Annotated in this window: 17 protein-coding genes; 14 read left to right on the forward strand and 3 right to left on the reverse strand. The window is 69.4% G+C overall.

Annotated elements, in window-relative coordinates:
• Window positions 1-129: 129 nt before the first annotated feature.
• The 11 genes from H609_RS0106660 (at window position 130) to H609_RS0106710 (ending at window position 12,029) form a co-directional block, all read left to right on the forward strand.
• Window positions 130-1,089 (forward strand): ABC transporter substrate-binding protein, encoded by a 960-nt coding sequence (locus tag H609_RS0106660; protein WP_028484610.1) that lies wholly within the window; start codon window positions 130-132, stop codon window positions 1,087-1,089.
• Complete coding sequence (locus tag H609_RS0106665) at window positions 1,089-3,998, forward strand: EAL domain-containing protein (RefSeq protein ID WP_028484611.1); 2,910 nt, start codon at window positions 1,089-1,091, stop codon at window positions 3,996-3,998. Before H609_RS0106660 ends, H609_RS0106665 begins: the two co-directional genes overlap by 1 nt.
• A 147-nt stretch (window positions 3,999-4,145) precedes the next feature.
• Window positions 4,146-4,682, forward strand: coding sequence for an invasion associated locus B family protein (locus H609_RS0106670; RefSeq protein WP_028484612.1), 537 nt, complete (start codon window positions 4,146-4,148; stop codon window positions 4,680-4,682).
• 41 nt (window positions 4,683-4,723) lie between these two features.
• Window positions 4,724-5,287: a Na+/H+ antiporter subunit E gene (locus tag H609_RS0106675; RefSeq protein ID WP_018882676.1), complete on the forward strand. Its 564-nt coding sequence runs from the start codon at window positions 4,724-4,726 to the stop codon at window positions 5,285-5,287.
• Window positions 5,284-5,610: a monovalent cation/H+ antiporter complex subunit F gene (locus H609_RS0106680; RefSeq protein WP_018879561.1), complete on the forward strand. Its 327-nt coding sequence runs from the start codon at window positions 5,284-5,286 to the stop codon at window positions 5,608-5,610. Before H609_RS0106675 ends, H609_RS0106680 begins: the two co-directional genes overlap by 4 nt.
• A complete protein-coding gene (locus tag H609_RS0106685; RefSeq protein ID WP_018866004.1) occupies window positions 5,600-5,896 on the forward strand; it encodes a monovalent cation/H(+) antiporter subunit G in 297 nt (98 codons plus the stop codon). Before H609_RS0106680 ends, H609_RS0106685 begins: the two co-directional genes overlap by 11 nt.
• On the forward strand, window positions 5,893-6,888 hold the full coding sequence (locus tag H609_RS0106690; protein ID WP_018866003.1) for a hydrogenase subunit MbhD domain-containing protein: 996 nt from the start codon (window positions 5,893-5,895) through the stop codon (window positions 6,886-6,888). The genes H609_RS0106685 and H609_RS0106690 overlap by 4 nt, the downstream gene beginning before the upstream one ends.
• Window positions 6,885-7,313, forward strand: coding sequence for an NADH-quinone oxidoreductase subunit K (locus H609_RS0106695; RefSeq protein ID WP_018866002.1), 429 nt, complete (start codon window positions 6,885-6,887; stop codon window positions 7,311-7,313). The genes H609_RS0106690 and H609_RS0106695 overlap by 4 nt, the downstream gene beginning before the upstream one ends.
• Complete coding sequence (locus H609_RS0106700) at window positions 7,310-8,794, forward strand: complex I subunit 5 family protein (protein ID WP_028484613.1); 1,485 nt, start codon at window positions 7,310-7,312, stop codon at window positions 8,792-8,794. The genes H609_RS0106695 and H609_RS0106700 overlap by 4 nt, the downstream gene beginning before the upstream one ends.
• Window positions 8,794-10,314 (forward strand): complex I subunit 5 family protein, encoded by a 1,521-nt coding sequence (locus H609_RS0106705; RefSeq protein WP_028484614.1) that lies wholly within the window; start codon window positions 8,794-8,796, stop codon window positions 10,312-10,314. The genes H609_RS0106700 and H609_RS0106705 overlap by 1 nt, the downstream gene beginning before the upstream one ends.
• Window positions 10,311-12,029, forward strand: coding sequence for a complex I subunit 5 family protein (locus H609_RS0106710; protein ID WP_028484615.1), 1,719 nt, complete (start codon window positions 10,311-10,313; stop codon window positions 12,027-12,029). Before H609_RS0106705 ends, H609_RS0106710 begins: the two co-directional genes overlap by 4 nt.
• 87 nt (window positions 12,030-12,116) lie before the next feature.
• Here the strand turns inward: H609_RS0106710 and H609_RS0106715 are convergent, their stop codons facing one another.
• The gene (locus tag H609_RS0106715; protein ID WP_028484616.1) at window positions 12,117-13,022 is read right to left on the reverse strand and encodes an alpha/beta hydrolase; all 906 of its coding nucleotides are present in this window, start codon (window positions 13,020-13,022) and stop codon (window positions 12,117-12,119) included.
• Window positions 13,023-13,174: 152 nt separating this feature from the next.
• Between H609_RS0106715 and H609_RS0106720 the strand changes: the two genes are divergently transcribed.
• Genes H609_RS0106720 through H609_RS0106730 form a run of 3 tightly spaced genes read left to right on the forward strand, consistent with a single transcriptional unit; the run spans window position 13,175 to window position 18,255 of the window.
• On the forward strand, window positions 13,175-15,883 hold the full coding sequence (locus tag H609_RS0106720; protein WP_028484617.1) for a cation-transporting P-type ATPase: 2,709 nt from the start codon (window positions 13,175-13,177) through the stop codon (window positions 15,881-15,883).
• A gap of 21 nt (window positions 15,884-15,904) precedes the next feature.
• Window positions 15,905-17,350 (forward strand): sialidase family protein, encoded by a 1,446-nt coding sequence (locus H609_RS0106725; protein ID WP_028484618.1) that lies wholly within the window; start codon window positions 15,905-15,907, stop codon window positions 17,348-17,350.
• Window positions 17,326-18,255, forward strand: a complete 930-nt coding sequence (locus H609_RS0106730) for an isoaspartyl peptidase/L-asparaginase family protein (RefSeq protein WP_028484619.1) — start codon at window positions 17,326-17,328, stop codon at window positions 18,253-18,255. Before H609_RS0106725 ends, H609_RS0106730 begins: the two co-directional genes overlap by 25 nt.
• A 77-nt stretch (window positions 18,256-18,332) precedes the next feature.
• Here H609_RS0106730 and H609_RS0106735 read toward each other — a convergent pair whose 3' ends face one another.
• Both H609_RS0106735 and crcB read right to left on the reverse strand, forming a co-directional pair.
• Window positions 18,333-18,749, reverse strand: a complete 417-nt coding sequence (locus H609_RS0106735) for a CrcB family protein (protein WP_028484620.1) — start codon at window positions 18,747-18,749, stop codon at window positions 18,333-18,335.
• Window positions 18,746-19,144 (reverse strand): fluoride efflux transporter CrcB, encoded by a 399-nt coding sequence (crcB, locus tag H609_RS0106740; RefSeq protein ID WP_026280904.1) that lies wholly within the window; start codon window positions 19,142-19,144, stop codon window positions 18,746-18,748. Before crcB ends, H609_RS0106735 begins: the two co-directional genes overlap by 4 nt.
• Window positions 19,145-19,222 lie beyond the last annotated feature (78 nt).

The following is a 19,222-nucleotide window of genomic DNA, read 5'->3' on the forward strand; positions in this document are numbered from 1 at the left end:
CCGGATACTGTTGTCCGTGAGCCATCGACTTCATCCAGGGAGGGGCGAGCGATGATCGCACCCGGAGCGGCGATCCCTGCCCGCCAGCGTCAAGCGAGCGCACGCACCCGCTGGCGCTGTGGTCTCGCCGTGGTCGTTCTGCTGCTGCCGCTGTTGCTGCTCGGCTGTGGTGGCTCCCAGGAGACCCCGCTGCGGGTGGCCACCATCGAGTGGATCGGCTACCAGCCCCTCCACCTGGCCGCCTCCGAGGGCCGGTTTCCCACCGACGAGATCCGCCTCGCCCGCTTCGGCTCGAACGTGGAGTCACTGCGCGCCTTTCGCAACGGCAATGTCGATGCCGCCGCCCTGACCCTCGACGAGGCGCTGCTGCTACGCGCCGACGGCCACGATATCCGCGTCATCCTGCTGCTGGACTACTCGCATGGCGGCGACACCATCCTGGCGCAGCCCGGCATCACCCGCATGGCCGACCTGGAGGGCCGCCGCATCGGGGTCGAGAATGACGCCGCCACCGCCTACCTGCTCGCTCGCGGCCTGGAACACGGCGGCCTCGACCGCGAGAGAGTCGATATCGTGCGTGTGGATGCCGGGCGCCACGAGGAGGCCTTCCGCGACGGGGAGGTCGACGCCCTGGCGACCTTCGAACCGACCCGCACCCGGCTGCTGAATGCCGGTGCCGAGGAGTTGTTCGACAGCACCCGGATCCCGGGCGAAATCGTCGATGTACTGGTAGTTCAGCGCCAAGCGCTCGACGACCACCCGCGACATCTCCGGCAGCTGGTGGATGCCTGGTTTGGAACGCTCGAATATCTGGATACCGACCCGGAACCCGCAAAGGCCGCCATGGCCCGGTATAGCGACCTCAGCGCGGAGGAACTGGCGGGTGCATTGGCCGGGGTCCACTTTCCCTCGCGGGCGGAAAACTGCACAGCCCTGGCCTCCGGTGGCGAATCCCTGCGCGCCAGCAGCGAGCGCCTGGCCACCCTGATGCAGCAGCAGGGCCTGCTGGAGCGCGAGGTGAACCTCGATCGTCTGTTCGATGACCGCGTCCTGCAGGCGGCGGGCTGCCCGCCATCGGAAGACGGCTGATGTGGCAGGGCCTGTTCCGCTATCCGATCAACACCACGCTGCCGCTTTTCCTGCTGGTGGTAGCACTCATTCTCGGCACCCTCTACACCCTGACCCTGATCCACAACCAGCAGCGCAGCATCCTCGCGAACGCCGAACGCGAACTGGCGACCGAGATCAGCCGCATGCAGCGCATCGTCCAGAACCACCTGGCAAACAACGGCACGCAGGCCATTCAGGACGAGATCGCGGCGCTCAATGTCGATATCCGGGTCCGCCTGGCCGGGGTGGTCGATGAACGCCAGCACTACGTTGCCGCCCTGAACCGCGGCATGCGCGAACGCCCGCTCGCGGAGACCCTGGACGCCGAACCCATGGCCGCGCTGGCCGACCCGCTGCGCACGCTGCTGACCGACGCCCGCGACCGCCGCGCCGCCAAGGTGCGCCATGTCGCGGGCGAGAACACCCTGATCGCGGTGGCGCCGCTGCAGTTCACCGGGCCTCTGGTGGACCTGGGGCGCAGCCCCTCGGGCGCGGTCATCCTCGCATGGGATCTGTCGCTGCCTTTCCGGCAGGCGCGCACCGCGGCCCTGAACTCGGCGCTGCTGCTCGCGCCGATCCTTATCGCAGCACTCGCCGCGCTGTGGTGGCTGATCTACCAGGCACTGGGGCGGCGCCTGAGCCGCCTGAGCCGGACCGCGGAGCAGATCGCCGGCGGCGAGCACCACCAGCGTGCCGGGGTCACCGGGCGCGACGAGATCGGCCGACTTGCACGCGCCTTCGACCGTATGGCCGATGGCCTGGTGCAGGAACAGGCGCGCCTGCGCGAAAGCGAGCAGCGGCTGTATCTGGCCCAGGCCTTCTCCGGCGTTGGCACCTGGGAATGGGAAATCGCCAGCGGCGACCTGGTCTGGACCCGTCCGACCTACCAGCTGTTCGACCTGCCGGAGGACACCACCGAGGTCACTTTCGAGCATTACCTGGAGCGGGTCCATCCCGACGACCGTGCGCGGGTCCAGGCCGCGGTGGAGCAGTCCCTCGAGCAGGGTACCGCCTACAGCATCGAGCACCGCGTACTCACGCGAGATGGCGACGAACGCTGGCTGCTCGGGAGCGGCGACGTGCTGCGCGACGCGGACGGCCAGCCCCGGCGCATGTACGGCATCGTGCAGGACATCACCGCGACCAAGCGCGCCGAGGCGGCCCTGTTCCGCGAAAAGGAATATGCCCAGGTCACGCTCGCCTCCATCGGCGACGGCGTCATCACCACCGATACCCGGGGCCGAGTCACGTTCCTGAACCCGATCGCGGAGTACCTGACCGGCTGGACCACCGATGCCGCCACCGGTGAACCGCTGACGCGAGTATTCAACATCCTCAACGAGATCACCCGCAAACCGGCGGTCAACCCGGTCGAGCGTTGCCTCAAGGAAGGTCGGATCGTCGGACTGGCCAACCACACCATGCTGCTGCGCAAGGACGGGCAGGAATTCGCGATCGAGGACTCGGCCGCGCCGATCCGCGACCGGGACGGCGAGATCGTGGGTGTGGTGCTGGTGTTCCATGACGTGACCCAGGCGCGCGAGCTGGCCAACCAGCTCAGCTGGCAGGCCACCCACGATGCCCTGACCGGGCTGCCCAACCGCCACGCCTTCGAGCAGCGCCTGGAACAGCTGGCGCGCTACCCGGAAAGCCAGAAGGGGCACGAAAACCATACCCTGCTGTACATCGACCTCGACCAGTTCAAGGTCGTGAACGATGTCGCCGGCCACGTCGCCGGGGATCAGATGATCCGCCAGGTCGGCGAACTGATGCTGGATCAGGTGCGCGAAACCGACCTGCTCGCCCGCCTTGGGGGCGACGAGTTCGGCATCATCCTCACGCACTGCGACATCGCCCACGCCGACCGCATCGCCAACGCCATCCATACGGTCCTGGACGAACTGCGCTTTGCCTGGGAAGACCGCGTGTTCCGCATCAGCGCCTCCATCGGCATCATCGAGTTCCAACCCGGCGAGCGCAGCATGAACCAGCTGCTCGCCGATGCCGACATCGCGGTCTACGCGGCCAAGAACGCCGGCCGACGGCGCTCGCATATCTTCCGCCCGGAGGACCAGGACCTGCAGCAGCACCGGCGCGAGATGGACTGGGCCACACAGATCTCCGACGCCGTCGAACAGGGGCGCCTGGTGCTGTTTGCCCAGATGATTCACCCACTGGCCGAGCCCGACTCCGGCGCACCGCCCGCGGGACTCTCCTTCGAGGTGCTCGTACGCCTGCGGAGCCAGGACGACGAGTTGATCCCCCCCGGGGTCTTCCTGCCGGCCGCCGAACGCTTTGACCTGATCTCCATCGTCGACCGCTGGATCATCACCCGGACCTTCTCCATGGTGGCTGACCACATCCGCCTGCACGGCCCGGCGAGCATCGAGCATTGCGCGGTCAACCTCTCCGGCGCGACCCTGAGTGACGAGACCCTGCTGCCATTCATCCGCAACCAGCTGAGCCTGCACCAGCTGCCTGGCGAGATTTTCTGCTTCGAGGTCACCGAAACCGCGGCGATCTCCAACCTGCAGGCGGCAATGCGCTTCATCCGCGAGTTGCGCGGCATGGGCTGTCGCTTCGCGCTGGACGACTTCGGCTCCGGGCTGTCGTCGTTCGCCTATCTGAAGACCCTGCCGGTGGACTACCTGAAGATCGACGGCAGCTTTGTGCGCAACATCGCCACCGACCCGGTCAATGACGCCCTGGTCGGCAACATCAACGATATCGGCCACCTGCTCGACAAAAAGACGATCGCCGAGTTTGCCGAGGACGCATCGACGATCGCCCGCCTGCGCGAGCTGAAGGTGGACTTCGCCCAGGGCTACGGGCTGCACCGCCCGCAGCCCCTGGAGGAACTGTTTGCAATGCACAACCCACCGCGCTGACAGCGAGGCCTGCGAGACGCTCATCGGGCCCCTGTGCGGGGAACATGCATCAGTCAGGACGGTCTGTAGTTCTCCCGGCCACGGTTGCGACCGAGGGCCGCCATTGGCCATTCTGTACGGCTGAACACACGTTTCGGAGCACACCGAATGACTATCCGCCCCCTGCGCGCGGGCCTGATCCCGGCCCTGTTTCTTCTCCTGCCCGGCCTGGCGCTGGCCCAGCAGGCCGATCCGCAGATGCAACAACAGATGCAGCAGCAGGAGCCGGAGACCACGGTCTACCAGGACTGGGAGGTGGCGTGCATCGACACGCCACAAGGCGAGCGTTGCCGGATGCAGCAGACGCTGGAGATCCAGGACGAGCAGGCGCAGGGGCTGTTCCTGCAGGCGACCGTGCGCCGCGAAGGCGAACAGCACATCATCGAGATCCTGGTACCGCTGGGCGTCGACCTGCGCCCCGGCATCCGCATGCAGGTGGACGATGCGGGCGAAGAGATGGATGCGGGCTACGTGACCTGCGTGCAGCAGGGTTGCGTCGCCGGGCGCGAACTGAACAGCGAACAGATGAGCGCGCTGCGCGGCGGGCGCGCCCTGACCGTCGCCTTCCGTGCCCTGCACCAGGAACAGCCGTTCGTGTTCGACGTATCCCTGATGGGCTTCACTGACGCCAGCAACCAGCTGTAATAACCGGCGGCGCACCAGCGACCCCACCCAGCGATCACACGATGGCGCGCGCCTCGGTCCCGTCCCATGCCGGCCGCAGATTTGCCGGTCGCGGCCGGTCGCGGGCACGGCGGGCACTGGCCACCGCCGCGGCCGCCGCACTGCTCTGGTGGGTCCTGGCCGGCAGCGCCGCCCTGCTGGAACCCCTGGCCCTGCTCGCAATCATCCTGGCCGCGGTCGCGAGCCTGCTGCTGCCGGCCGGACGGCCGCTGCCGTTGCGACCCGGCGCGCTTCCGGGCCTGCTGGGGTTCTTCCTGCGCAGCTCGTTCCTCGGCGGGCTGGACGTCGCCCGCCGCGCCCTGGACCCGCGCCTGCCGATCCAGCCGGACTTCCTGACCTACCGCACGGAACTGGCTCACGGCCCACCCCTGACCCTGTTCATGGCGGTCGTCAGTCTGCTGCCCGGCACGCTCAGCGTACGCCTGGAGGGGCGCCTGCTGACCCTGCATGTGCTGGACCGGGACGCCGATACGCGGGCGGCACTGATCGCCCTGGAACAACGGATCCGTGCGGCATTCCACGACCCGCGTGACCGCCGCGCCAGTGACGACGGAGCCGCTCCATGAGCCTCTTCTATTTGGCCGCCGCCCTGTTCCTGCTCGGCACCATACTGCTCGGACTGGTCCGCGTGCTGCGCGGCCCGGGTTCCGGCGACCGCATGCTGGCCGCACAACTGTTCGGCACCACCGGGGTCACGATCCTGCTGCTCCTGTCGCTGGCACTGGAGGCATCCGCCCTGGTGGACGTGGCACTGGTCTTCGCCCTGCTGGCTGTCGTGGCCGCGGTGGCCTTCGTCCGCCAGCACGGTCTGCCGGAACCACCGGATACCCCGATCCACCGCCAGCCGCCGGACACCCCCGGCCCCGAGAGGCGCCACGATGATCGCTAACGCACTGACCGTGATCCTGATCCTCGCCGGACTGGTGTTCTTCGCGGCCGGCACCGCCGGGCTGCTGCGTTTTCCCGATGTCTATTCGCGCCTGCACGCCCTGACCAAGGCCGACAACGTCGGGCTCGGGCTGGTGATACTCGGACTGATGTTCCAGGCCGGCGGACCGGCGGACATCCTGAAGCTGCTGCTGATCTGGGTGCTGGTACTGGCGGCGGGGACCACGGCCGCGCACATGGTCGCGCAACGCACCTGGACCCACGGGGAGTTCGAGTCGGACCGATGAACGCCCTGCTGGTCCTCTTCGATCTGGTCCTGCTGGCCGGCATCGTCGGGGTGGCCTGGCGCTGCCTGGCGAGCACCGACCTGTTCCGGGCCGTCGTCCTGTTCATCACCTTCGGGCTGCTGCTCGCGCTGGCCTGGGTGCGGCTGGAGGCGCCGGACATCGCGCTGGCCGAGGCGGCCATCGGCGCGGGCATCACCGGCGCCCTGCTGCTGGTGACGCTGGAGCGCCTGCGCAGCATCATGGCCGAGCGCCGCAGCGGGCGGCCGCATACGCCACCGCCCGACCCCACCGGGCCCCATGCCCTGCTGCGCGCCCTGCATGACCCGCCGCCCGAACGCCGGACCTTCCTCCCCGCGCTGACCTTCGCCCTGGTGGTCGGCGGCCTGCTGGTGACCGCGCTGTGGCACCAGCCGCAGTCCGTCGGTCTGGAGCCGGTGGTGGATGCGCACATGGACGTCTCCGGGGTCGATCATCCGATCACCGCGGTGCTGCTGAACTTCCGCGCGTACGACACCTTCCTGGAACTGGCGATCGTGCTGATCGCGCTGCTGGGCGCGTGGTCCCTGGGGCGGCACGACCTGATCCCGGCCCGCCCGGCCCCGGGCCCGATCCTGCCCGGCACCCTGCGGCTGCTGGTACCGGTCGCGATCGTCACCGGGGTGTACGTGCTGTGGGCCGGGAGCCACGCCCCCGGCGGGGCCTTCCAGGCCGGGGCGATCCTCGGGGCAGCCGGCATCCTGCTGGTGCTGGCCCGGCCGCGGCAACTGCCGATGGCCCCCGGGGCGCCGCTGCGTCTGGGGATCACCGCGGGTGTCGCGCTGTTCCTGCTGGTGGGGACCTATGGTCTCGTCGCCGGGCACGGCTTTCTCGGCTACGCCGACGCGTGGGCCTATCCGCTCATCATCCTGATCGAGGTGGCGGCGACGCTGTCCATTGCCCTGACCCTGGTGGCCCTGTTCGTGGCCGGCCGCCCGGCCGGAGACGACACATGAACGGGCTGGCGGAGACCGTCGCGCACACCCTGGCCCCGGGCCTGCTGTATCCCACCGGGGGTGCGATCCTGTTCGCCCTGGGCCTGTACGGGCTGATCCGCCGCCACCACCTGGTACTGCGCATCCTGGCCCTGAATATCATGGGCTCGGGCGTATTCATGGTGCTGCTGGGTGTCGCCGCCCGCGGCGAGGGCCCGCCGGACCCGGTGGCGCAGGCCCTGACGCTGACGGGCATCGTGGTGGCGGTCAGCGCAACCGCCTTCGCCCTGGCCCTGGTGGTGCACCTGACGCGGCTGACCGGCCACGCAGTGATGCTGCCCGGGCCGCCCGATGACGACGCCCCGGTGGAGGACATCTCGCGCGAGGAGCACCACGCGGATGGGGGTCCGGCCGAATCGTCCGCCGGCGAGGACCGGTCGGCGTGATCCCGGCAAACCCCGAATGGCTCCCGGCGGGGAGCGCCGGACTGGTCGCGCTGTCTCTGGGAGTGGCCGTGCTGGCAACGGCATGGCCGCGCCAGGCCCACCGGATCGGCCTGCTGGGCGCGCTCGCGGTGACGGCCTGGGTGCTGGGTCTGAGCGCGACCTTCCTGCACGCCGGGCCGGACCCGGAGACCGCCGCGACGCGGGTGGCCCTGGGCGGCTGGGAGGCCCCGCTGGGGCTCATGCTGCAGCTGGACGGATTGTCCATGACCCTGCTGGTGCTTACCGCCGTAGTGGCCCTGGCCACCAGCCTCTACAGCCTCGGCTACGTGCACGACCGCATCGAGCGTCGCCAGTTCTGGCCCCTGTGGCTGTGGCTATGGGCCGGGCTCAACATGCTGTTTCTCTCCGGCGATGCCTTCAACCTGTACATCACCCTGGAGGTGGTGTCGCTCGCGGCGGTCGCCCTGGTGGCCTTCACCGGCACGGCCGCCGCGGTGTCCGGCGCGGTGCGCTACCTGCTGGTCAACATCCTCGGCTCGCTCAGCTTCCTGATGGGCGTGGTTCTGCTGTTCGGGGAACACGGGGTACTCGATCTGGTGCTGCTGGAGGCCCGTACCGAAGCGGGCCCGACGGAACGCATGGCGGCGGTGCTGATGACCGCGGGCCTGATGCTCAAGGCCGCCCTGTTCCCGCTGCATGTCTGGCTGGCGCCGGCCCATGGGTCAGCCCCGGCACCGGTCAGTGCGGTCCTCTCCGGGCTGGTGGTCACGGGATCGTTCTACCTGATCCTGCGGCTGTGGATGGGGGTGTTTGCCCCGCTGGCGACCCCGGCCTTCGGCATCCTGGTCGGCCTTCTCGGGGTGGGGGCGCTGATCTGGGGCTCGCTGCAGGCGCTGCGCGCGGGGCGGCTCAAATCCATCGTGGCCTATTCCACGGTCGCCCAGTTCGGCTATCTGCTGGTCGCCTTCCCCTTGATGCTGGTGGACCCGGGCGCCTGGCGGGTGGTGGTGTTCTTCGCGGTGGTCCATGCCCTGGCCAAGGCCTCGGTGTTCCTGGCCGCGGGCACCCTGCAACACGCCGCCGGGCATGACCGCCTGGCCGAGCTGGGCGCGGTACTCCGGGCCCGGCCGCGCACGGTGTTCGCCCTGGGACTGGCCGGGGTCAGCCTGATGGGGCTGCCGTTCACCGGTGGCTTCATCGCCAAGTACCTGCTGCTGGAGGCCGGCCTGGGCACGGTCCTCGCCGGCAGCCTGATCGGCGTGCTGTGGGTGCTGGCGATCGCCGGCGGCGGGCTGCTGGCGGCGGCCTACGTGCTGCGCATGGTGGCCCCGGCGTTTCATCGCGGCCGCCGCGACGCCGGCGAGGCAGTGTCGCCGTGGATGGACTGGGTCCCGCTGGCTCTGGCCACGGTCGCGGCGCTGGCCGGGCTGGCCGGCGTGCTGACGCTGAACACCCTTGCCCTGACCCCGGGGGCCCCGTGATGGACGGTGGCTGGCTGCTGCTCGCGATCCTGTTCAGCTCGCTGGGACCGGGCATCGCGATCTTCTTCCTGCCGGAGCACCGACAGGGCCTGCGCACGGCGCTGAACCTGGGCGGCGCCGGCACCAAGCTGGCGCTGGTCGGGGTGCTGCTGGCGGGCGTACTGCGCGGTGACGAATACCGCTTCAGTCTGCCGCTGATGCCCGGCATCGACCTGGTGCTCGCGGCCGATGCGCTGTCGCTCCTGTTCGCCAGCCTTTCGGCCGTGCTGTGGTTCGTAACCACGGTCTACGCCATCGGCTACCTCGAGGGCTCACCGCGACGCAGCCGCTTCTTCGGCTTCTTCTCGCTGTGCGTCAGCGCGACGGTGGGGATTGCCCTGTCCGGGAACCTGATCACCTTCCTGATCTTCTACGAGATCCTGACCCTCGCGACCTGGCCCCTGGTGGTCCATCGCGGCACGCCGGCGGCCCTGCGGGCCGGACGCCTCTATCTCGGCTACACCCTGACCAGCGGACTGGTACTGTTCACGGCCATCGTCTGGCTCACGCTGCTGGCCGGGGCCGAGGGCTTCACCCCGGGCGGCTACCTTGAAGGCCTCGCGGAGACTCACGCGGTCACGCTGCAGGTCCTGTTCGTGCTGCTGATGGTCGGCTTCGGGGTCAAGGCCGCGCTGGTGCCGCTGCACTCCTGGCTGCCCATCGCCATGGTCGCGCCGGCGCCGGTCAGCGCGCTGCTGCACGCGGTGGCGGTAGTCAAGGCCGGGGCCTTCGGCATCATCCGCGTGGTCAACGATGTCTACGGGGCGGAACTGGCGATCGAGCTGGGCCTGACGGCCGGGCTGCTGGTGATCGCGGCGGTCACGATCATCTATGGCTCCATTCAGGCCCTGCGCACCGACGACCTGAAGCAGCGCCTGGCATTCTCCACCGTGAGTCAGGTCTCCTACATCATCCTGGGCGTCGCGCTGGCCGGGCCCCTGGGGGTCATCGGCGGGCTGGTACACCTGGTGCACCAGGGCATTACCAAGATCACACTGTTCTTCTGCGCCGGCAATTTCGCCGAGACCCTGGGCATCCATCGCATCAGCGAGCTCGACGGCGTGGGCCGGCGCATGCCGCTGACCATGCTGGCGTTTACCGCGGGCGCGCTGGGCATGATCGGCCTGCCGCCCCTGGCCGGTTTCGTGACCAAGTGGCACCTGGGGCTGGGGGCGCTGGAGGCCGGCATGCCCTGGATCCTCGGAGTGCTGGTCCTGTCGAGCCTGCTGAACGCGGCCTATTTCCTGCCCCCGGTGATCCGGGGCTGGCTGGGCGAGCGCCGCGAGCCGTGGCATGAACCCCTGCAGGCCCATGCCGGCCCGACCCGCTTCGAGACCCACTGGATGCTGCTGTTCCCGGTGGTCTTTACCGCCGCGCTGGGGCTCCTGGTCGGGCTGTTTGCCGGGCTGGGGCTGAGCCCGCTCGGCTGGGTCAGCCTGATCGTCCAGCGTGACTATGCGCTGCCGGAGTTCGGGCTGTGAGCGGGGCCGCGCTGCTGGCCGTCCCGCTCGTGCCGCTGCTGCTGGCGATGTTCATTGGCCTGCGTCCGGGGCGGGCGCGGCTGAACCGCCTGGTGCCCTGGGCGGCGCTCCCCGGCCTGGCGCTGGCCGCCCTGGCCCCGCCCGGGCTGGAGGCGACCCTCTCCGGCCTGCTGATGGGCACCCACCTGGCGGTCGACCCGACCGGCCGGGCCTTCCTGGGCCTGACCGCGGGCCTGTGGCTGGCCGCCGGGCTGTTCGCGCTCTCCGATCGGCGCGACGATCCCCGGCGGCATCGCTTCTATGTGTTCTGGTTGCTGGCCCTGGCCGGCAACCTGGGCCTGATCCTGGCGCAGGACGCGATCGCCTTCTACCTGTTCTTTTCGCTGATGAGCCTGTCGGCCTACGGACTGGTGATCCATTCCGGCAAGCCGGAGGCCTGGCGGGCCGGACGGGTGTATCTGATCCTCGCGGTACTGGGCGAGGTGTTGCTGTTCGCGGGTCTGGTACTGGCTGTCCATGCGGCGGGGCAGTCCAGCCTGGCGGCCGTGGCCGCGGCGCGCCCCGAGGGCTGGGCATTGGTCCTACTGGTCCTGGGGCTCGGCATCAAGGCCGGCATGCTGCCGCTGCATTTCTGGCTGCCGCTGGCCCACCCGGCCGCGCCGGTACCCGCGAGCGCCGTGCTGTCCGGGGCGATGATCAAGGCCGGCCTGCTGGGCTGGATGCGCCTGCTGCCAATCGACGCCGCCGGCCACGCCGTGCTGGGCGAGGCGCTGGTCCTGCTGGGCCTGGCGGCGGCCTTCCTCGGCGTACTGGTCGGGGTGCTGCAGGTACGGCCGAAGACCCTGCTCGCCTACTCCAGCATCTCGCAGATGGGGCTGATGACCACGGGTATCGGCCTGGCCCTGCTCCTGCCCGAGGCGCGCGGCTGGCTGCTGGCAGCGGTCACGCTGTACGCCGTGCATCATGGTCTGGCCAAGGGGGCGTTGTTCCTGACCGCCGGCATGCAGCGGCAGTGGCCGGTCACCCGCCCGGCGCGGACCGCCTTTGCACTGTTCACGCTGTTGCCGGCGCTGGCCCTGGCGGGCCTGCCCTTCACCAGTGGCGCGCTGGCCAAGAACGCGTTGAAGGAGCCGCTGGCGGCGGAGGCCCTGTCGGGCTGGCTGGCCCATACCGAGTGGCTGCTGACCCTCGCGGCGGCCGGCACCACGGTGCTGCTACTGCGCTTCCTGTGGCGCTGGCGGGCGGATCTCGAGACCGCGGCCGACGGCCTCGACCGACCGCGCTGGTGGGCCTGGGGCGGCCTTTCGCTGATGGCACTCCTGCTCCCGCTCGCAACCTTGCTGGCCGGCCCCACGGCCCTGCCCCTGAGCGTCCATGACCTGTACGGCTCGTCCCTGCTGTGGCCGGTCATGCTGGGGCTGGGCCTAGCCCTTCTGGCCTGGCGCGGGGTTCGCGACCGCGAGACCCCGCGCGTGCCGGAGGGGGATCTGGCCGTGCTGGCCGAGGCCGCCTGGGACGGCGCCCGCCGCACTCGACGCCGCCTGGCATTGCCGGGGCCCTGGCCACCCCGGATACCGGCCCGCATGCGTGCGCTGCGCCTGGGCGCGCGCCGTCGCCTGGAGGCCGCCGAGCGCATATTGACCCGCTGGGAGACCATCGGGCTGCTGTTTTCCGCAGCGATGCTCGGGCTCTACCTGACGCTGCTCGCCGGATAAGGCCGCCCTCGAGCGAGGCACGAAAAAGGCCGGCCCGGGACTGCCCCGGGCCGGCCTTCAGGCGCCGTTCCTATTGCGGGCTGGAGCTCAGTTCTGATCGATGAAGTCCGCGGTGAAGTCGGCCACGTCGTCCGCGAAGAAGTCACGGAAGAAGTGCCCCGCGCCGTCCACGGTCATCAGGGTGATGTCACCGCTGTCCTTCACCGCCTCGACCTTCTCCGGCAGGTCCGGCACCACGTCGTCCTCGGAACCCGTGATCACCAGCGTCGGGATCTGCATCCCGCGGATCACCGTCGGGGTGTCGTTCTGGCGGGTCGGCTCGTAGTAGCCGAGGAAAGCGCGCGGGGTCACGTCCAGCTCCTCGCAGTAGAGGAAACGCACATCCTCCATCAGGGTCTCTTCCTGGCCCATGCGCTGGAGCTCGCGGGCCTGATCCAGGAGCACCTGAAGCGGCATACCGCTTTGTTCCTCGTACTCGCTCGCAGCCTCGTCCTCGTCATAGGTGGACGCGGCCACCAGCACCAGGGCGCGGATGCCGTCCGGGTCATGCTCGGTCAGGTAGCGGGCCACCTGGTTGCCACCGCGCGAGTGGCCAAACAGGGTGACCGGACCATAGCCCTCGTCCTGCAGCCATTGATGCCACAGGCTCAACTCCTGCAGATGGTCATCGACGCCGTGACGCACCGGGGCATCGCATTCGAACATCCCCTCGCGCGCGTCGATGCCGTAGCTCAGATTGACGGACAGCGTATTCAGGCCATGGTCCGCCAGCAGATCCTGCACCGCGGCCATCACCTCCATGCGCCCGTGCGCCAGGGTCCCGTGCAGCATCAGGACTACCCCGTCGGAGGGGCTCGCCCCCATGCCCTCCTTCATATGACCGATCAGGGTTCGGTCATCGTGTTCCAGCGTAACCTTCTCCGCCGCCATCACGTTCGAGGCCGCGACCAATCCGGCCACTGTCAGGGCAGCCGTGGCAATCCAGCGAGACATGGGAACCTCCTGTTATTGAGTCGTCCGGAAATAGACCCGTTCGCGCCGGGAAAATTCCACCCCGGCTGCGCGCCATGGCCTGACAGCGCGGGCCGCGCCGGCGCATGATAAGCAGGTCCGGATCCACTGGGTGATACATCTCCGGGAGACCCATGAGCGATCGCGACCCGTCACGCGACTGGCATGCCCTGAAGACCGACGAAGTGCTCCGGCGTCTGGAGACAGACGAGCACGGGCTCGCCTCTTCCGTCGCGGAACAGCGGCTTCAGGATGTCGGCCCCAACCGCCTGCCGGAGGCCGCGCGCACCGGCCCCGTCCGGCGCTTCCTGCTGCAGTTCCACAACGTGCTGATCTACGTACTGATCGCCGCGGCGGTGGGGACCGCGTTCCTCGGTCACTGGCTGGATACCGGCGTCATCCTCGGGGTGGTGCTGATCAACGCCACCATTGGCTTCATCCAGGAAGGCAAGGCGGAGAAGGCCCTGGACGCGATCCGCCAGATGCTCTCGCCGCGTGCCCAGGTGCTGCGTGACGGCCAGCGCCACAGAGTCCCCGCGGAGACACTGGTCCCCGGCGATATCGTGTATCTGCAGGCCGGGGACCGCGTCCCGGCGGACCTGCGCCTGACCGGGGCGCACAACATGCGCATCGACGAGGCCGCGCTGACCGGCGAATCGGTCGCCAGCGACAAGCAGAGCGAGCCGGTGGAGGCCGCATCCGACCTCGGCGATCGTCGCTCGATGGCCTATTCCGGCACGCTGGTGGCCTTTGGCCAGGGGCGCGGGGTGGTAGTCGGCACCGGGGCCGATGCCGAAATCGGTCGCATCTCCACCCTGATCAGCGAGGTCGAGACCCTGACCACGCCGCTGCTGCGCCAGATCGCCCAGTTCGGCCGCTGGCTGTCGGTGGCCATCGGCATCCTGGCGGCGGCGACCTTCGCCTTCGGCTACTGGGTGCGCGACTACGATCTGGTAGAGACCTTCCTCGCCGCAGCCAGCCTGGCGGTGGCAGCGATCCCCGAGGGCCTGCCGGCGATCATGACCATCACCCTGGCGATCGGCGTGCAGCGCATGGCCGCCCGCCACGCCATCATCCGCCGTCTGCCGGCGGTGGAGACCCTGGGCTCGGTCACCACCATCTGTTCGGACAAGACCGGCACCCTGACCCGCAACGAGATGACGGTGAAGAGCATCATCACCACCGAGGCGGAATACGAGTTGGATGGCGTCGGCTACGAACCGCATGGCGGGATCACCCGCGACGGCCAGGAAGCCGACCCGGAGACCGATCCCCTGCTGGCCGAGGTGATGCACGGCATCCTCCTGTGCAACGACGCCGAGGTCTACCGGAAGGACGACACGTGGACCATAGAGGGCGACCCCACCGAGGGCGCCCTGATCGTCGCCGCGATGAAGGGCGGGCTGGAGCCGAAGCTCGTGAACAAGGAATTTGTGCGCGACGACGTGATCCCGTTCGAATCGTCCTACAAGTTCATGGCCACCCTTCACCACGATCATGAGGGTCACGCCTTCCTCTTCCTCAAGGGCGCGCCAGAACGCGTGCTGGCCCTGTGCAGCCACCAGCGCACTAACGATGAGGATGAACCGCTGGACACCGAACACTGGCAGCAGTGGATGGATGATGTCGCCGCCCGTGGTCAGCGCCTGCTCGCTCTCGCTACCCGGCGCATGGAAGGGCACCGTCGAGAGCTCGAGTTTGCCGACATCGAGGACGGGGGGCTTACCCTGGTCGCTGTCTGCGGAATCATCGACCCGCCGCGTGAAGAGGCGATCGAAGCGGTGGCTCACTGTCAGGGAGCCGGGATCCGCGTGAAGATGATCACCGGCGACCACGGCGTCACCGCACGGGCGATCGCCGACGAACTGGGCATCAACACCAAAGGCGGTGTCGTGGTCGGCCACGAACTGGACAACACCTCGGACGATGACCTCAAGGCGATAGTCCAGCGCGTCGACGTATTCGCCCGCACCACACCGGAGCACAAACTACGCCTCGTGCGCGCGATTCAGAGCCACGGCGACGTGGTGGCCATGACCGGTGACGGCGTAAACGACTCCCCTGCACTCAAACGCGCCGATGTCGGCGTGGCCATGGGCATGAAGGGCACCGAGGCCGCGCGCGAGGCCTCCGCAATGATCCTGGCGGACGACAACTTCGTGTCCATCGCCAACGCGGTAGAAGAAGGCCGAACGGTCTATGACAACCTGAAAAAGGCAATCATGTTCCTTCTGCCCAACAACGGAGGACTGGCCTTCACGATCGTCGCCGCGATTCTGCTGGGGCTGACCCTGCCGCTCACCCCGGTACAGGTCCTGTGGGTCAACATGGTCAGTGCCGTCACCCTCGGCCTGGCACTGGCCTTCGAACCCACCGAACCCGGCACCATGCAACGCCCGCCACGCCCGCCCAACACCCCGATCCTGTCCGGTTTCCTGCTCTGGCGGGTCGGTTTCGTGTCCACCCTGCTGGTCGCAGGGGCCTTTGGCCATTTCCTGTGGCTACAGCAGCAGGGGGTAGAGCTCGAATTCGCCCGCACCGTGGCCATCAACACCCTGGTCATGGGGCAGCTGTTCTTCATGCTGGCCAGCCGTTCCCTGCTGGCGCCTGCCCTCAGCCGTGCCAGCCTGGCCGCAAGTCGACCGGCCATAATCGCAATCGGGATCCTGGTCGTGCTGCAGGGCCTCTTCACCTACGCCCCACCGCTGCAGCTGCTGTTTGGCACCACCGCCATCGGGCTGGAGGAATGGCTGCGCATCCTCGCCTTCGGCCTGATCCTGTTCACCCTGGTCGAACTCGAAAAGACGCTGCTGCGCCGACGCGGTTTCAACCCCCACCAGTAGGGTATTCCCGGGAGGCTGCCCATGGCCGCGACAGACACGCCCGTAAATCGATACCCCGCCCCCAACGCCAGCGTTCATACGCCCCCTGCGCTGCACCCGACCGGGGCCTCGCTGGCCCCCCTGTGCGCGCTCGCCCTTGCCCTGTGGGGGCCAGCGGCCCTGGCGGGAGACGCACCCGAATCCCGGGTCGCCTGGGAGGAGCCGGTCGAGGTCGCGCGCGGCGAGGCCTTCCGCGGCCCCTGGCGCATGAACGCCTCGGATTTTCGCTATGTCGACGATGCCTCGGTGGCGATCAATGACCATGGCGACGCGCTGGTCGTCTGGGCCGACCAGGCGCAGCAGGCCCTGTTCCTGCAGCGCTACGACCGCGACGGCCGGGCGATCTTCGAGCGACCGACCCGGATCGGCGGCGTGCCGGGCACCTTTTCCTGGCTGCCGCGGGTCGCGGTCGAACCGGCGCCGGACGACGCCGACGCCTTCGACGTGCACCTGCTGTGGCAGGAGATCCTGTTTACCGGCGGCGACCACGGCGGCGAGATCCTGTACGCCCGCTCCCGCGACGGGGGGCGCTCGTTCGAGGGACACCAGAACCTGTCCCGTTCGCGCGACGGCGCCGGCAAGGGCCGCATCACCGCACAGCGCTGGGACAACGGCAGCCTGGACCTGCTGCTGACGACCGCCGGCGAGGTGGTCGCGGCCTGGACCGAGTACCAGGGTCCGCTGCGTGTCACCTATTCCGCGGATCATGGCGCCTCCTTCGCCGAACCCGTGACCGTCAACCCGGACCCCGCGGTGCCGGCCCGCGCCCCGAGCCTGGCACAGGCGCCATCCGGTCGCGTGCTGCTGGCCTGGTCGGAGGGTGACAGTCCGTACGCAGACATCCGGATCGCCCACTCGAACAACCTGGACGCCGGCTTTTCCGAACCGGCCACCGCGCTGGAGCACCCGGGCCATGCCGACGCCCCGACGCTGGTGGTGGACGCGAAGGGCGTTGTTCACCTGGCCTTCGGGGCGATCCCGGCCAACGATCTGGAGGATTACCGGCAGCCCCATTTCCGCCGCGTGCATGTCAGTCGCGCAGACGCCGACACCCTGAACTTTGCACCGCCGACCCGGATCGACGCGGATCAGTGGCCTGGCGGCTTCCCGACTCTGGCCCGGGACGACCGGTGTCTGTATCTGGTCTGGCAGCGCTATCCCCACCCGACCGATCGGCCCTGGGGCCTGGCATTCACCCACGCGCCGCTGAAGTCCGCGCGGTTCGGCCCCGTCGAGGCGGTCCGGGGCACGCTCGACACCCCCTACAGCGGGGGCCTGCAGGGGCAGTTGAAACGACGCATGGCGGTCAACCGCCACGGGGCTATCGCGATTGCTCAGAGCCGCTTCATCCCGGCAAGCCACAGCGACATCCTGCTGATCCGCGGCCAGATCGAGGAGGACAGATGCCATCCGAACCCTTCTCGCTGATGATCCACGGCGGCGCCGGGCAGATCCGCGAGGCCGGGGATCCACAGACCGCCGGCCGCTACCACGCCGCGCTGCACACGGTACTGGAGGCCGGTCGCGAGCGGCTGGCGGGGGGCGATACCGCCCTGGATACCGTGGAGTACTGCGCGGCGCGGCTCGAGGACAACCCGCTGTTCAATGCCGGCACCGGTGCCGCCCTGACCCGGGACGGGAGCGTGGAGCTGGATGCCGCGATCATGGATGGGGCCACTCTGGCCGCGGGTGCGGTCGCGGCGGTTCGCGGTATTGCCAACCCGATCCGCCTGGCGCGGGCGATCCTCGAAGACGGGGAACACGTGCTGCTGGTCGCGGACGGCGCCGCGGACTTCGCCCGGCAGGCCGGGATTGCGCTGGTCGACGAGCGCCTGCTGATCACCCCGCAGCGGCGGGAACAACTGCAACGCGCGCTGCAGCGGGACCGGATCACGCTGGACCATGACGACGCCCCGGGCACCATCGGCGCCATTGCGCGCGACCGGCACGGCCATCTGGCCGCGGCAACCTCCACCGGCGGGATGACCGGCCAGCGCCCCGGTCGTGTCGGGGACTCGCCGATCCCGGGTGCCGGCGTCTATGCGGACGATCACAGCGCCGCCATCTCCGCGACCGGGCATGGCGAGCATTTCCTGCGCAGTGTGTTTGCCCGGGAACTGGCCGACCGTGTCGAATATCTTGGACTGAGCGCCGCCGAGGCCCTGAACGCGAGCCTGCAGCGCCTGCGGGAGCGGCTCGCGGGCTACGGCGGGGCCATCGTGATCGACCGCAACGGGCGCTGCGCAGCCGGTACCACCACCCCGCGCATGCTCCACGGCTGGATCGAACGCGCGGGCCCGAGCCGGACGCGCATCGAACCGCTGGCCCGTTGACCGGGCCACGCCAGCGACCGCGGAATCACCCGACGCGCGGGTCGTGAAACGGCACTCAGTCTCACGCCCCGCGGGGTTCAACCCTGCGCCGCAGTGGCGTTCCAGCGCCGCCCCATGCGGCTGCCCAGCCACACCCCGGCGATCCACAGCACCAGGGACACGCCCACATAAAGCCCGGCGCGGCCCGCCGCACCCGACTGCATCAGCCACAGGCTTTCGAGACTGAACACCGAGAAGGTCGTGAAACCGCCGCAAACCCCCGCCAGCATGAAGTGACGAAACACCGGGTCGGCCGGGCGGCAACCGCCCAGCGCGCTGATCACCGCATACAGCCCGATCAGCCACGACCCGGCCACGTTCACGGCCAGCGTGTCCCAGGGAAAGCCGGTTCCGGCCAGGTGCAGCCCGGTCCAGGAGACGCCGTAGCGCGCCATGCTGCCGAGCGCGGCCCCCAGCGCGACGAACAGCGAGAGCCGCAGCGAAAACCCGGTCACGCCGCACCCCCTGCCAGACGGCCCAGCGCGTGCCCGATGGCCACCAGCGCCAGCCCCCCGCCCAGGGTCAGCACGACGTAGACCAGCGCCGGGCGCAGCCCGTCCTGCTCCGCGACCCCGACCACCTGCAGGCTGAACGAGGAGACCGTGGTAAAGCTGCCGAGCACACCCACCACCAGCAACAGCCAGAGCCAGGAGGTCCACGCCGGCCCCGAGGCCCAGCCCAGCGCCAGCCCGATCAGCAGCGCACCGGAGGCATTCACCGCCAGCGTCCCCCACGGGAAACGGCCGCCCCCGGTGCGGTTGTCGATCCACTGCGACAGCCAGAAGCGCGCCAGTCCCCCCAGCGCACCCCCGGCTCCCACCAGCAACAGGCCCTCCCACCACGCCATCATGGCGCCATTGTCAGCGGCACCGGCCAGGCTGTCGAGCGCCCTGGCCGGCCAGCGCGCGGGCGGGCGTCGAAATCCTCC

It is taken from the genome of Thioalkalivibrio sp. ALE17, assembly GCF_000425605.1.
GTDB lineage: Bacteria > Pseudomonadota > Gammaproteobacteria > Ectothiorhodospirales > Ectothiorhodospiraceae > Thioalkalivibrio.

Excerpts from the sequence above, each read along its gene's own strand:
- crcB (WP_026280904.1), bottom strand. The coding sequence starts at position 19,144 with ATGATGGCGTGGTGGGAGGGCCTGTTGCTGGTGGGAGCCGGGGGTGCG.
- H609_RS0106670 (WP_028484612.1), top strand. The coding sequence starts at position 4,146 with ATGACTATCCGCCCCCTGCGCGCGGGCCTGATCCCGGCCCTGTTTCTT.
- H609_RS0106695 (WP_018866002.1), top strand. The coding sequence starts at position 6,885 with ATGAACGGGCTGGCGGAGACCGTCGCGCACACCCTGGCCCCGGGCCTG.
- H609_RS0106730 (WP_028484619.1), top strand. The coding sequence starts at position 17,326 with ATGCCATCCGAACCCTTCTCGCTGATGATCCACGGCGGCGCCGGGCAG.
- H609_RS0106725 (WP_028484618.1), top strand. The coding sequence starts at position 15,905 with ATGGCCGCGACAGACACGCCCGTAAATCGATACCCCGCCCCCAACGCC.
- H609_RS0106705 (WP_028484614.1), top strand. The coding sequence starts at position 8,794 with ATGGACGGTGGCTGGCTGCTGCTCGCGATCCTGTTCAGCTCGCTGGGA.
- H609_RS0106720 (WP_028484617.1), top strand. The coding sequence starts at position 13,175 with ATGAGCGATCGCGACCCGTCACGCGACTGGCATGCCCTGAAGACCGAC.
- H609_RS0106665 (WP_028484611.1), top strand. The coding sequence starts at position 1,089 with ATGTGGCAGGGCCTGTTCCGCTATCCGATCAACACCACGCTGCCGCTT.
- H609_RS0106685 (WP_018866004.1), top strand. The coding sequence starts at position 5,600 with ATGATCGCTAACGCACTGACCGTGATCCTGATCCTCGCCGGACTGGTG.
- H609_RS0106690 (WP_018866003.1), top strand. The coding sequence starts at position 5,893 with ATGAACGCCCTGCTGGTCCTCTTCGATCTGGTCCTGCTGGCCGGCATC.
- H609_RS0106675 (WP_018882676.1), top strand. The coding sequence starts at position 4,724 with ATGGCGCGCGCCTCGGTCCCGTCCCATGCCGGCCGCAGATTTGCCGGT.
- H609_RS0106680 (WP_018879561.1), top strand. The coding sequence starts at position 5,284 with ATGAGCCTCTTCTATTTGGCCGCCGCCCTGTTCCTGCTCGGCACCATA.
- H609_RS0106715 (WP_028484616.1), bottom strand. The coding sequence starts at position 13,022 with ATGTCTCGCTGGATTGCCACGGCTGCCCTGACAGTGGCCGGATTGGTC.